13 protein-coding genes are annotated in these 12,661 nt (G+C 70.2%); 12 read left to right on the top strand and 1 reads right to left on the bottom strand.

The window, feature by feature from the left end:
- The 12 genes from murF (at position 1) to ABZZ79_RS38145 (ending at position 12,506) form a co-directional block, all read left to right on the top strand.
- Complete coding sequence (gene murF / locus ABZZ79_RS38200; protein WP_356697037.1) at positions 1-1,416, top strand: UDP-N-acetylmuramoyl-tripeptide--D-alanyl-D-alanine ligase; 1,416 nt, start codon at positions 1-3, stop codon at positions 1,414-1,416.
- Positions 1,416-2,486, top strand: a complete 1,071-nt coding sequence (mraY, locus tag ABZZ79_RS38195) for a phospho-N-acetylmuramoyl-pentapeptide-transferase (protein ID WP_356697064.1) — start codon at positions 1,416-1,418, stop codon at positions 2,484-2,486. The genes murF and mraY overlap by 1 nt, the downstream gene beginning before the upstream one ends.
- A complete protein-coding gene (murD, locus tag ABZZ79_RS38190; RefSeq protein ID WP_356697035.1) occupies positions 2,468-3,913 on the top strand; it encodes a UDP-N-acetylmuramoyl-L-alanine--D-glutamate ligase in 1,446 nt (481 codons plus the stop codon). Before mraY ends, murD begins: the two co-directional genes overlap by 19 nt.
- 20 nt (positions 3,914-3,933) lie before the next feature.
- On the top strand, positions 3,934-5,298 hold the full coding sequence (gene ftsW / locus ABZZ79_RS38185; RefSeq protein ID WP_356697033.1) for a putative lipid II flippase FtsW: 1,365 nt from the start codon (positions 3,934-3,936) through the stop codon (positions 5,296-5,298).
- A gap of 6 nt (positions 5,299-5,304) precedes the next feature.
- The gene (gene murG, locus ABZZ79_RS38180; RefSeq protein WP_356697031.1) at positions 5,305-6,402 is read left to right on the top strand and encodes an undecaprenyldiphospho-muramoylpentapeptide beta-N-acetylglucosaminyltransferase; all 1,098 of its coding nucleotides are present in this window, start codon (positions 5,305-5,307) and stop codon (positions 6,400-6,402) included.
- A gap of 25 nt (positions 6,403-6,427) precedes the next feature.
- Positions 6,428-7,222, top strand: a complete 795-nt coding sequence (locus ABZZ79_RS38175) for an FtsQ-type POTRA domain-containing protein (protein ID WP_356697029.1) — start codon at positions 6,428-6,430, stop codon at positions 7,220-7,222.
- A gap of 279 nt (positions 7,223-7,501) precedes the next feature.
- Positions 7,502-8,692 (top strand): cell division protein FtsZ, encoded by a 1,191-nt coding sequence (gene ftsZ / locus ABZZ79_RS38170; RefSeq protein ID WP_356697027.1) that lies wholly within the window; start codon positions 7,502-7,504, stop codon positions 8,690-8,692.
- Positions 8,689-9,420, top strand: coding sequence for a peptidoglycan editing factor PgeF (pgeF, locus tag ABZZ79_RS38165; protein ID WP_356697025.1), 732 nt, complete (start codon positions 8,689-8,691; stop codon positions 9,418-9,420). Before ftsZ ends, pgeF begins: the two co-directional genes overlap by 4 nt.
- A gap of 6 nt (positions 9,421-9,426) precedes the next feature.
- Entirely contained in the window at positions 9,427-10,146 is a 720-nt protein-coding gene (locus ABZZ79_RS38160; protein ID WP_356697023.1) for a YggS family pyridoxal phosphate-dependent enzyme, read from the top strand.
- Between the two features lie 128 nt (positions 10,147-10,274).
- A complete protein-coding gene (sepF, locus tag ABZZ79_RS38155) occupies positions 10,275-10,916 on the top strand; it encodes a cell division protein SepF (protein WP_356697021.1) in 642 nt (213 codons plus the stop codon).
- Between the two features lie 59 nt (positions 10,917-10,975).
- Entirely contained in the window at positions 10,976-11,263 is a 288-nt protein-coding gene (locus ABZZ79_RS38150; protein ID WP_004001943.1) for a YggT family protein, read from the top strand.
- A 55-nt stretch (positions 11,264-11,318) separates the two neighbouring features.
- Positions 11,319-12,506, top strand: coding sequence for a DivIVA domain-containing protein (locus tag ABZZ79_RS38145; RefSeq protein WP_356697018.1), 1,188 nt, complete (start codon positions 11,319-11,321; stop codon positions 12,504-12,506).
- On the opposite strand, the gene ABZZ79_RS38140 is transcribed toward ABZZ79_RS38145, so the two are convergent.
- Positions 12,455-12,661 (bottom strand): helix-turn-helix transcriptional regulator (locus ABZZ79_RS38140; protein ID WP_356697016.1); only part of this gene is annotated, 207 nt, incomplete at its 5' end. The two genes, ABZZ79_RS38145 and ABZZ79_RS38140, sit on opposite strands and share 52 nt — an antisense overlap.

Genomic DNA, 12,661 nt, shown 5'->3' with positions numbered 1-12,661 from the left:
GTGATCGCCCTCTCCCTCGCCGAGATCGCAGCAGTCGTCGGCGGGCAGACGTACGACATACCGGATACGGCCGTGCTGGTCACCGGGCCGGTCGTCCGGGACTCCCGTGAGGTGGTGCCCGGCAGCCTGTTCGTCGCCTTCGTGGGCGAACGGGTCGACGGCCACGACTTCGCACCGGCCGTCGTCGAGGCGGGCGCCGCCGCCGTGCTGGCCTCCCGGCCGGTCGGGGTGCCCGCGATCGTCGTCGAAGACGTCCAGGCGGCGCTCGGCGCCCTCGCCCGGCACGTCGTGACACGGCTCGGCGCCACCCTCGTCGCCCTCACCGGCTCGGCCGGCAAGACCAGCACCAAGGACCTGATCGCCCAGGTGCTCCAGCACAAGGCGCCCACCGTGTGGACGCCGGGCTCCCTCAACAACGAGATCGGCCTGCCGCTGACCGCGCTGAGCGCCACCGAGGAAACGCGGTTCCTCGTCCTGGAGATGGGCGCCCGCGGCATCGGCCACATCCGCTACCTCACCGGCCTCACGCCCCCGGGCATCGGCCTCGTGCTCAACGTGGGCACCGCCCACATCGGCGAGTTCGGCGGCCGCGAGCAGATCGCCCAGGCCAAGGGCGAACTCGTCGAGGCGCTTCCCCCGGCGGAGGAGGGCGGTACGGCCGTCCTGAACGCCGACGACCCCCTCGTGCGCGCCATGGCCTCCCGGACGAAGGCCAAGGTGGTCCTCTTCGGTGAGAGCGACGAAGCGGACGTACGCGCCGAGAACGTACGACTCACGGACAGCGGACAGCCGTCCTTCAGGCTTCACACACCCTCCGGTGCAAGCGATGTGACCATGCGCCTGTACGGTGAGCATCACGTGTCGAACGCGCTCGCCGCGGCCGCCGTCGCCCATGAGCTGGGCATGTCCGCGGAAGAGATCGCCACCGCGCTCTCCTCGGCGGGCACCCTCTCCCGGTGGCGCATGGAGGTCACCGAGCGCCCGGACGGCGTGACGATCGTCAACGACGCCTACAACGCGAACCCCGAGTCCATGCGAGCCGCCCTGCGCGCGCTCGCGGCGATGGGCAAGGGGCGGCGGACCTGGGCGGTGCTCGGCAAGATGGCCGAGCTCGGGGACGAGGCGCTCGCCGAGCACGACGCGGTCGGGCGGCTCGCCGTCCGGCTCAACGTCAGCAAGCTCGTCGCGGTCGGGGGCAGGGAAGCCGCCTGGCTGCAACTGGGCGCATATAACGAGGGTTCGTGGGGTGAGGAGTCGGTGCACGTGTCCGACGCACAGGCGGCGGTCGACCTGTTGCGCAGCGAGCTGCGCCCGGGGGACGTCGTACTCGTGAAGGCGTCCCGTTCGGTCGGTCTGGAGAGCGTTGCCCAGGCGCTTGTCCAGACCGGTGCCGAGGGTGAGGTTTCCGCCCGATGATGAAGCAGATCCTGTTCGCGGGTGTCATTGGTCTGTTCCTCACCCTGGTCGGCACCCCGCTGCTGATCAAGCTGCTCGCCCGCAAGGGCTACGGCCAGTACATCCGTGACGACGGCCCGCGCGAGCACGCCAGCAAGCGCGGTACGCCGACCATGGGCGGTATCGCCTTCATCCTGGCCACGGTCGCCGCGTACTTCCTGTCCAAGGTCATCACCGGCTACTCGCCGACCTTCTCGGGCCTGTTGGTGCTCGGTCTGATGGTCGGCATGGGCCTGGTCGGCTTCCTGGACGACTACATCAAGATCGTCAAGCGGCGTTCGCTCGGTCTGCGCGCCAAGGCGAAGATGGCGGGCCAGCTGATCGTCGGCATCGGCTTCGCGGTGCTCTCGCTCCAGTTCGCGGACAACCGCGGCAACACCCCGGCCTCCACCAAGCTGTCGTTCATCACCGACTTCGGCTGGACCATCGGCCCGGTGCTGTTCGTGCTCTGGGCGCTGTTCATGATCCTCGCGATGTCGAACGGCGTGAACCTCACCGACGGCCTCGACGGCCTCGCCACCGGCGCCTCCGTCCTCGTCTTCGGCGCCTACACGTTCATCGGCGTCTGGCAGTTCCAGGAGTCCTGCGCCAACGCGCAGACCCTGACGAATCCGGGCGCCTGCTACGAGGTGCGCGACCCGCTCGACCTCGCGGTGGTCGCCTCGGCGCTGATGGGCGCCTGCCTCGGCTTCCTGTGGTGGAACACCTCGCCGGCCAAGATCTTCATGGGCGACACCGGTTCGCTGGCGCTCGGCGGTGTGCTCGCGGGTCTGGCGATCTGCTCCCGCACCGAGCTGCTGATCGCCATCCTCGGCGGCCTGTTCGTGCTGATCACCATGTCGGTCGTCATCCAGGTCGGCTCCTTCCGCCTGACCGGAAAGCGCGTCTTCCGCATGGCGCCGCTCCAGCACCACTTCGAACTCAAGGGCTGGTCCGAGGTGCTCGTCGTGGTCCGTTTCTGGATCATCCAGGGCATCTGTGTGATCGTTGGACTGGGCCTCTTCTACGCGGGATGGGCAGCGGACAAGTGACCGACTGGCAGGGGAAGAACGTCACCGTCGCCGGGCTCGGCGTCTCCGGCGTCCCGGCGGCCAAGGTGCTGCACGGGCTCGGCGCGAGGGTCACCGTCGTCAACGACGGCGACGACGAGCGGGCCCGCGCCCAGGCCGCCGAACTTCGGGCCCTGGGCGTGACCGTGCGGCTCGGCGACGGGGCGACCCTGCCCGAGGGCACCGAGCTGATCGTCACCGCGCCCGGCTGGAAGCCGGACAAGCCGCTGTTCGCCGCGGCCGCCGAGGCGGACGTGCCCGTGTGGGGCGACGTCGAACTGGCCTGGCGGCTGCGCGGCCGGGACGGCAGGAACGCGGCACCCTGGCTCTGCGTCACCGGCACCAACGGCAAGACCACCACCACGCAGATGCTCGCCGCCATCCTGAAGGCGGCGGGCCTGCGCACGGCCGCCGTGGGCAACATCGGCGTCTCGCTGCTCGACGCGGTCCTCGGCGAGGAGGAGTACCGCGATCTCGATGTACTCGCCGTGGAGCTGTCCAGCTACCAGCTGCACTGGGCGCCCTCCCTGCGCGCCCACTCCGCCGCGGTGCTCAACCTCGCCCCGGACCACCTCGACTGGCACGGCTCGATGGAGGCGTACGCGCGCGACAAGGGCCGGATCTACGAGGGCAACCGGGTCGCCTGCGTCTACAACGCGGACGCCACCGACAAACCGTCGACCGAGGACCTGGTCCGCGAGGCCGACGTCGAGGAGGGCTGCCGGGCCGTCGGCTTCACCCTCGGCACCCCCGGCCCCTCCCAACTCGGAGTCGTCGACGGCATCCTGGTCGACCGCGCCTTCGTGGAGAATCGGCACAAGAACGCCCAGGAGCTGGCCGAGGTCTCCGACGTGAACCCGCCGGCCCCGCACAACGTCGCCAACGCCCTCGCCGCGGCGGCCCTCGCACGCGCCTTCGGGGTGCCCGCCAGGGCCGTGCGCGACGGACTGCGCGCCTTCACCCCCGACGCCCACCGCATCGCGCACGTGGCCGACGTGTCCGGCGTCGCCTACGTGGACGACTCCAAGGCGACCAACACGCACGCGGCGCAGGCCTCGTTGGCGGCGTACGAGTCGATCGTGTGGATCGCGGGCGGCCTCGCCAAGGGCGCCACCTTCGACGAAGTGGTCGCACAGTCGGCGAAGCGGCTGCGCGGCGTCGTCCTGATCGGTGCCGATCGGGAGCTGATCCGCGAGGCCCTCGTGCGACACGCCCCGGAAGTACCCGTCGTCGACCTCGACCGGACCGACACTGGGGCGATGCTCCAGGCCGTCCAGGAGGCCCAGCGGCTCGCCCGGCCCGGCGACACCGTACTGCTGGCCCCCGCCTGCGCCTCCATGGACATGTTCGCCAACTACAACAAGCGCGGTGACGCGTTCGCGGAGGCGGTTCGCGAACTCGGCGCCTGACCGACGTAGCGGAGGCGCTGATGCCCAGTAGCCGTACCGGCGGCCGGCCGCCCGTCCAGCGGGCGGCCGCCCGGCCCGCCGCCCCGCGCCCCCCGCGCGACAACCCGTTCCTACGGCTCTACACGCGTGCCCGCAGAGCCTGGGACCGGCCGCTGACCGCGTACTACCTGATCCTCGGCGGCAGCCTGCTGATCATCGTGCTGGGCCTGGTGATGGTCTACTCGGCCTCCCAGATCAAGGCGCTGCAGATGGCGCTGCCGGGCTCCTACTTCTTCCGCAAGCAGCTGCTGGCGGCGGTGCTCGGCGGCGGGCTGCTGCTGCTGGCCTCCCGGATGCCGGTCAAGCTGCACCGGGCGCTGGCCTACCCGATCCTCGCGGGCGCGGTCTTCCTGATGGCGCTGGTACAGGTGCCGGGGATAGGGATGTCGGTCAACGGCAACCAGAACTGGATCCCCGTCGGCGGCCCCTTCCAGCTCCAGCCCAGTGAGTTCGGCAAGCTCGCGCTGGTGCTGTGGGGCGCCGACCTGCTGGCCCGCAAGCAGGACAGGAAGCTGCTCACGCAGTGGAAGCACATGCTGGTGCCGCTCGTGCCGGTGGCCTTCCTGGTGCTCGGGCTGATCATGCTCGGCGGCGACATGGGCACGGCGATCATCCTGACCGCCATCCTGTTCGGCCTGCTGTGGCTGGCCGGGGCGCCCACCCGGCTGTTCGTCGGGGTGCTGTCGGGTGCGGCGGTGATCGGCGTCGTCCTCATCAGGTCCAGCGCCAACCGCATGGCGCGGCTGGCCTGCCTCGGGGCCACCGAGCCGCAGTCCGGCCCGGTCGACTGCTGGCAGGCCGTGCACGGCATCTACGCCCTGGCCTCCGGCGGAATCTTCGGGTCCGGACTGGGTGCGAGTGTGGAAAAATGGGGCCAACTCCCCGAAGCCCACACCGACTTCATCTTCGCCGTCACCGGCGAGGAACTGGGCCTCGCGGGGACGCTGTCGGTGCTCGCCCTGTTCGCCGCTCTAGGCTATGCGGGTATCCGCGTGGCCGGACGCACGGAGGACCCCTTCGTCAGGTATGCCGCGGGAGGCGTGACCACCTGGATCACGGCCCAGGCCGTGATCAACATGGGTGCGGTGCTCGGCCTGCTGCCGATCGCCGGCGTCCCCCTCCCGCTGTTCTCCTACGGGGGATCCGCCCTGCTGCCGACCATGTTCGCCATCGGGTTGCTGATCGCCTTCGCACGCGACGACCCCGCTGCGCGGGCGGCGCTTGCGATGCGGCAACCTCGCTTTGGTAGAAAGCGGGGGGTGGGGGTCTCCGGGTCCGTCAGGAGTCCCCGGAGGTGGAACACGATGCGACGGCGCGTGACCGCGCGCTCGTCCGGAGAGCGGTGAATTTCGGTGCATGTCGTACTCGCCGGTGGGGGGACCGCCGGCCACATCGAGCCCGCGCTCGCCCTCGCGGACGCCCTGCGCAGGCAGGACCCGGCCGTGGGGATCACGGCCCTAGGCACGGAGCGGGGTCTGGAGACCCGGCTCGTCCCCGAGCGCGGCTACGAGCTCGCGCTGATCCCGGCCGTGCCACTGCCCCGCAAGCCCACGCCCGAGCTGATCACCGTCCCCGGACGGCTGCGCGGCACGATCAAGGCCGCAGAGCAGATCCTGGAGCGCACCAAGGCGGACGCCGTGGTCGGCTTCGGCGGCTATGTGGCGCTGCCCGGCTATCTGGCCGCCAAGCGCCTCGGCGTGCCGATCGTCATCCATGAGGCGAACGCCCGGCCGGGCCTGGCCAACAAGATCGGCTCGCGGTACGCCTCCCAGGTCGCCGTCTCCACCCCGGACAGCAAGCTGCGCGGCGCCCGCTACATCGGCATCCCGCTGCGCCGCGCCATCTCCATCCTGGACCGGGCCGCCGTGCGCCCGGAGGCCCGCGCCGCCTTCGGGCTCGACCCGAACCTGCCGACGCTGCTGGTCTCCGGCGGCTCGCAGGGCGCGCGCCGGCTGAACGAGGTCGTCCAGCAGGTCGCCCCGTGGCTCCAGCAGGCCGGTATCCAGATCCTGCACGCGGTCGGTCCGAAGAACGAACTGCCGCAGGTGCACCAGATGCCGGGAATGCCGCCCTACATCCCGGTAAGTTACCTGGACCGGATGGATCTCGCGTACGCCGCGGCCGACATGATGCTCTGCCGCGCGGGCGCGATGACCGTCGCCGAGCTCTCCGCCGTCGGACTCCCGGCCGCCTACGTCCCGCTGCCCATCGGCAACGGCGAGCAGCGGCTGAACGCCCAGCCGGTGGTCAAGGCCGGCGGCGGTCTGCTCGTCGACGACGCGGAGCTCACTCCCGAGTGGGTGCAGCAGAACGTCCTGCCCGTGCTCGCCGACCCGCACCGGCTGTACCAGATGTCCCGCGCCGCCGGGGAGTTCGGCCGGCGCGACGCCGACGAACTGCTCGTCGGCATGGTGTACGAGGCGATCGCCGCCCGGCGTGCACACCACTAGGCGCAGATGACGGAAGGCAGGGAGTGTGGCCGGATCGACCACCGCCGAGCGCGGTGACCGCCAGCAGGAGTCGTCCGGCCCGCCCCCCGCGCGGCGCTTGGCCCGCCGCCGGATCCGGCTGGCGATCGCCGGCACCGCCCTCGTCGTGCTGCTCTCGGCGGGCTCGGTCTGGCTGTTCTACGGCTCGCGGTGGCTTCGCGTCGAACGGGTCACCGTCTCCGGTACCCAGGTGCTCGCGCCGCGGCAGGTGGCCGAGGCGGCCGAGGTCCCGGTCGGGGATCCGCTCGTCTCGGTCGACACCGCCGCGATCGAGGCACGGCTGCGCCGGGAATTGCCCCGGGTCGACTCGGTCGAGGCGGTCCGCTCCTGGCCGAACGGAATCAGCCTGAAAGTGGTTGAACGTACTCCCGTTCTGTTGGTCGAAAACGGCGGAAAGTTCATCGAAGTGGACGATGAAGGTGTCCGTTTCGCCACGGTTTCCAAGGCACCTAAAGACGTTCCCGTCCTGGAATTGACCGTTTCCCGGTCCACTTCGGCGGCCGCAAGTCTGCGCCGTTTCGACGAGCGGCGACTGACCCGTGAGGCGGTCCGGGTGGCCCGTGCCCTGCCGGACGCGGTGGCCCGCGACGCCCGGGTCGTCGAAGTGCGTTCCTACGACGCCATCTCGGTGGAGTTGAGGGGTGGGCGGACGGTGGCCTGGGGGAGCTCCGAGAAGGGGCACGCGAAGGCGCGTACGCTCTCCGCACTGATGAAAGCGACTCCAGGCGCTCGGCACTTCGACGTCAGCGTCCCCACCGCCCCTGCGTCATCAGGAAGTTGACGCACATCAGCGCAGGCCAGCACCCTGGTTGGGCACCGCTACGGCTGATCACATAGGGTGAAAAGAAAAACGGGAGGTTCGGCGTGTTCGTTGAACGCGCGCCGCTTGTCGACTTAGTGTCTCGTTCAGAAGACTCCAAGGAACAGACACACTGGTAACCCTAAACTTCAGGGTTAGGGTTCGGGTCGGCGAAACGGACCGTCCCATTCGGCATCTGTCGTCGGAGTGCGGGCAACCGTACGGCGGCGACAACGTAATTCGAGGCGAGAGGCCTTCGACGTGGCAGCACCGCAGAACTACCTCGCAGTCATCAAGGTCATCGGTGTCGGCGGCGGTGGTGTCAATGCCATCAACCGGATGATCGAGGTCGGTCTCAAGGGCGTCGAGTTCATCGCCATCAACACCGACGCGCAAGCTCTGTTGATGAGCGACGCCGACGTCAAGCTGGACGTAGGCCGTGAACTCACCCGCGGACTCGGTGCCGGCGCCAACCCGGCCGTCGGCCGCAAGGCCGCCGAGGACCACCGCGAGGAGATCGAGGAGGTCCTCAAGGGGGCCGACATGGTCTTCGTGACGGCCGGCGAGGGCGGTGGCACCGGCACCGGCGGCGCGCCCGTCGTGGCCAACATCGCTCGCTCGCTCGGCGCCCTGACCATCGGCGTGGTCACGCGCCCGTTCACCTTCGAGGGACGGCGCCGCGCGAACCAGGCCGAGGACGGCATCGCCGAGCTCCGCGAGGAGGTCGACACCCTCATCGTGATCCCGAACGACCGGCTGCTGTCCATCTCGGACCGCCAGGTCTCCGTCCTCGACGCCTTCAAGTCGGCGGACCAGGTCCTGCTCTCCGGCGTTCAGGGCATCACCGACCTCATCACCACGCCCGGTCTGATCAACCTCGACTTCGCCGACGTGAAGTCGGTCATGTCCGAGGCCGGTTCGGCCCTCATGGGCATCGGTTCGGCCCGGGGCGACGACCGCGCGGTGGCCGCGGCCGAGATGGCGATCTCCTCGCCGCTGCTGGAGGCCTCGATCGACGGCGCCCGCGGTGTGCTGCTGTCCATCTCCGGCGGCTCCGACCTCGGTCTGTTCGAGATCAACGAGGCCGCCCAGCTGGTCAGCGAGGCCGCCCACCCCGAGGCCAACATCATCTTCGGCGCGGTCATCGACGACGCCCTCGGTGACGAGGTGCGCGTGACGGTCATCGCGGCCGGCTTCGACGGGGGCCAGCCCCCCGCCCGCCGGGACAACGTGCTCGGCTCGTCCTCGGCCAAGCGCGAGGAGCCCGCGCCGGTACGGCAGCCCGAGACCCGCCCGTCCTTCGGCTCGCTCGGCAGCGTCAAGCCGAAGGAGGAGCCGGAGCTCGCGCCCGAGCCGGTCGCCGACCTCCCGGTCGCCCCGCCGGTCCCGTCGTCGCGGAGCTACTCCGACAGCGCTGCCGAGGAGCTGGACGTGCCGGACTTCCTCAAGTGATAGGACAGCGCGAGAGCGTGAGCGGCGCGCACTTCGCCTTCACCGACCGGTGGGGCGGGGTGAGCGCCGCTCCGTATGAGGAGCTCAATCTGGGCGGCGCCGTCGGCGACGACCCGGAGGCGGTGCGCACCAACCGGGACCTGGCCGCCAAGTCGCTGGGCGTCGAGCCCGCCCGGGTGGTCTGGATGAAGCAGGTGCACGGCGCGGACGTGGCCGTCGTCGACGGGCCCTGGCCGGCCGGCGCCGAGATCCCCGAGGCCGACGCGCTGGTCACGACCCGGCGCGGACTCGCCCTCGCGGTCCTGACCGCCGACTGTGTGCCGGTTCTGCTCGCCGACCCGGTCGCGGGTGTGGTCGCGGCGGCCCACGCGGGCCGGCCCGGCATGATCGCCGGGGTGGTCCCGGCCGCCGTACGCGCGATGACCGGACTCGGCGCCGACCCCGCGCGGATCGTCGCCCGCACCGGACCCTCGGTCTGCGGCCGGTGCTACGAGGTGCCCGAGGCGATGCGCGCCGAGGTGGCCGCGGTGGAACCGGCGGCGCACGCCGAGACGAGCTGGGGCACACCCGCGGTGGACGTGGCCGCCGGAGCGCACGCCCAGCTCGACCGGCTCGGGGTGTGCGACCGGGCGCAGTCCCCGGTGTGCACGCTGGAGTCGGGGGACCACTTCTCGTACCGCCGCGACCGCTCCACGGGGCGGCTCGCGGGATATGTCTGGCTGGACTGATGGGGCATGACGGACCGTAAGGACGAACTCGCCGCGAACCTGGCGAAAGTGGAGGAGCGTATCGCGGCGGCCTGTGCGGCCGCCGGGCGCGGGCGCGACGAGGTGACGCTGATCGTCGTCACCAAGACCTATCCGGCGAGCGACGTGCGGATCCTGTCGGAGCTCGGGGTGCGGCATGTCGCCGAGAACCGCGACCAGGACGCGGCACCCAAGGCCGCCGAATGTTCGGATCTGCCCCTTACCTGGCACTTCGTGGGCCAGTTGCAGACCAACAAGGTGCGGTCCGTGGCCGGTTACGCGGATGTGGTGCAGTCCGTCGACCGGGACCGGTTGGTGACCGCGCTGTCCAGGGAGGCCGTGCGGGCGGAGCGCGAGCTCGGCTGTCTGATCCAGGTCGCGCTGGACGCGGGGGAGAGTGCACGGGGAGAGCGGGGCGGTGTCGCCCCCGGCGGAATCGAAGAGTTGGCCGACCTCGTCGCCGGTGCGCCGGGGCTGCGGCTCGACGGACTGATGACCGTCGCCCCGCTGACCGGGGAGTACGCAAGGCGTCAACAGATGGCGTTCGAGCGGTTGATGGATTTGTCGACTGTCCTGCGCCGAGCTCATCCGGCTGCGAACATGGTCTCGGCAGGAATGAGTGCGGACCTTGAGGAGGCCGTGGCGGCCGGAGCGACACATGTGCGCGTCGGCACTGCGGTACTCGGAGTCCGCGCCGGGCTCGGGTAACGTCGCCAGGAAGTCGGACCACAGCAGAAAATATGGTCATTTCCGCCGAAAGGCGGCACAACGACCTCGTGGATCGCGGGCACTTGGCGGTAGTCGGTCGATCCACCACAGAGCGGAGGACTCAGAGCATGGCCGGCGCGATGCGCAAGATGGCGGTCTACCTCGGCCTCGTGGAGGACGATGGGTACGACGGCCGGGGCTTCGACCCCGATGACGACTTCGAGCCCGAGCTCGACCCGGAGCCCGAGCGGGACCACCGGCGGCACGAGCCGTCACATCAGGCACATGTAGCACATCAGTCCCAAAGGGATGAAGAGGTGCGAATCGTGCAGCCGCCCGCGCCGCGTGAGCCGGTCGCCCGATCGGCTTCGCTCCCCGCGGAATCCGGCCGCCCGGCACGCATCGCGCCCGTGGCGTCCATCACACAAGAACGTCAGAGCCTGGAGAAGAACGCACCGGTGATCATGCCCAAGGTCGTGTCGGAACGAGAGCCTTACCGGATCACCACGCTTCACCCGCGGACCTACAACGAGGCCCGTACCATCGGGGAACACTTCCGTGAGGGCACCCCGGTGATCATGAATCTGACTGAGATGGACGACACAGATGCGAAGCGACTTGTCGACTTTGCTGCCGGTTTGGTGTTTGGTCTTCACGGCAGCATCGAGCGGGTGACGCAGAAGGTGTTTCTGTTGTCGCCTGCTAACGTCGATGTCACGGCTGAGGACAAGGCCCGTATCGCAGAGGGCGGGTTCTTCAACCAGAGCTGAGACGCACCACCGGAACGAACCGCACGGAACAGGGAACAGGGGAGAGGGAAGCACCAGTCATGAGCGTGGTCTTGCAGGTTCTCTACATCGCGCTGATGGTGTTCCTCATCGTGCTGATCTTCCGGCTGGTCATGGACTACGTCTTCCAGTTCGCCCGCTCGTGGCAACCAGGCAAGGCGATGGTGGTCGTTCTGGAGGCCACCTACACTGTCACCGATCCACCGCTCAAGCTTCTGCGGCGGGTCATCCCGCCGTTGCGTCTCGGGGGCGTGGCGCTCGACCTGTCCTTCTTCGTACTGATGATCATCGTCTATATCCTGATCACGCTCGTACGGAGCGCGATGTGACCGATGTGACAGATACGGTCCTGCCGACTGCCGACGACTACGTTGAGGTGAAGAGATGCCGTTGACCCCCGAGGACGTGCGGAACAAGCAGTTCACGACCGTCCGCCTCCGAGAAGGCTATGACGAGGACGAGGTCGATGCCTTCCTCGACGAGGTCGAAGCCGAACTGACCCGCCTGCTCCGCGAGAACGAGGACCTGCGCGCCAAGCTGGCCGCGGCCACGCGTGCTGCTGCCCAGAACCAGCAGAACATGCGCAAGCCTCCGGAGCAGCAGGACGGGCCGCCGCAGGGCATGCGAGGCCCCGGCGCCCCGGTGCCCGCCGGCATATCGGGCCCGCCGCAGCAGCAGATGGGTGGCCCCATGGGTGGCCCGCCCCAGCTGCCGAGCGGTGCCCCGCAGCTGCCCCCCGGCCCCGGTGGCCAGGGTCCGCAGGGTCCCGGCCCCATGGGTCAGGGTCCCGGCCCCATGGGTCAGGGCCCCGGTCCGATGGGTCAGGGCCCGGGCCCGATGGGTCAGGGTCCGATGGGTCAGGGTCCCGGTCCGATGGGCCAGCCCCCCATGCCGCAGCAGATGGGCGGCCCCATGGGCGGTCCGATGGGCGGCCCCATGGGTGGCCCCGGTGGTCCCATGGGCGGTGCGCCCGGTGGCGACAGCGCCGCGCGTGTTCTCTCGCTGGCCCAGCAGACCGCCGACCAGGCGATCGCCGAGGCCCGTTCCGAGGCCAACAAGATCGTCGGTGAGGCCCGCAGCCGCGCCGAGGGTCTGGAGCGTGACGCCCGTGCCAAGGCCGACGCCCTGGAGCGGGACGCGCAGGAGAAGCACCGCGTCGCGATGGGCTCCCTGGAGTCCGCCCGCGCCACGCTGGAGCGCAAGGTCGAGGACCTGCGCGGCTTCGAGCGCGAGTACCGCACGCGCCTGAAGTCGTACCTGGAGTCGCAGCTGCGCCAGCTGGAGACCCAGGCCGACGACTCCCTCGCCCCGCCGCGCACCCCGGCGGCCGCGTCCCTCCCGCCGTCCCCGGCGCCTTCCATGGCACCGGCCGGCGCGGGCGCCCCGTCCTACGGTGGCAACGCGCCGATGGGCGGCGCCCCGGCCCCGGCCGCTCCGTCCTACGGCGGTCAGCAGCAGATGTCCCCCGCGATGACCCAGCCGATGGCTCCGGTCCGCCCGCAGGGTCCGTCCCCGATGGGTCAGGCGCCGTCGCCGATGCGTGGCTTCCTGATCGACGAGGACGACAACTGACAGTCGTGAGTACGCCGTAGGCGTCGGCAGCGTTCAACGAGGGGCGGGCCCCGGATCTGAGCCTCGACCGTCTTGACGCTGATGAACAGCCGGCCGGCGATCTCCCGGTTGGTGGCGCCCTCCATGACCAGCGCGGCGACCTGACGCTCCATCGA

Source organism: Streptomyces sp. NPDC006458 (assembly GCF_040612135.1).
Taxonomy (GTDB): Bacteria; Actinomycetota; Actinomycetes; order Streptomycetales; family Streptomycetaceae; genus Streptomyces.
Note: the sequence above shows the minus strand (reverse complement) of the source record. Positions and strands in the feature narration are given on the sequence as shown.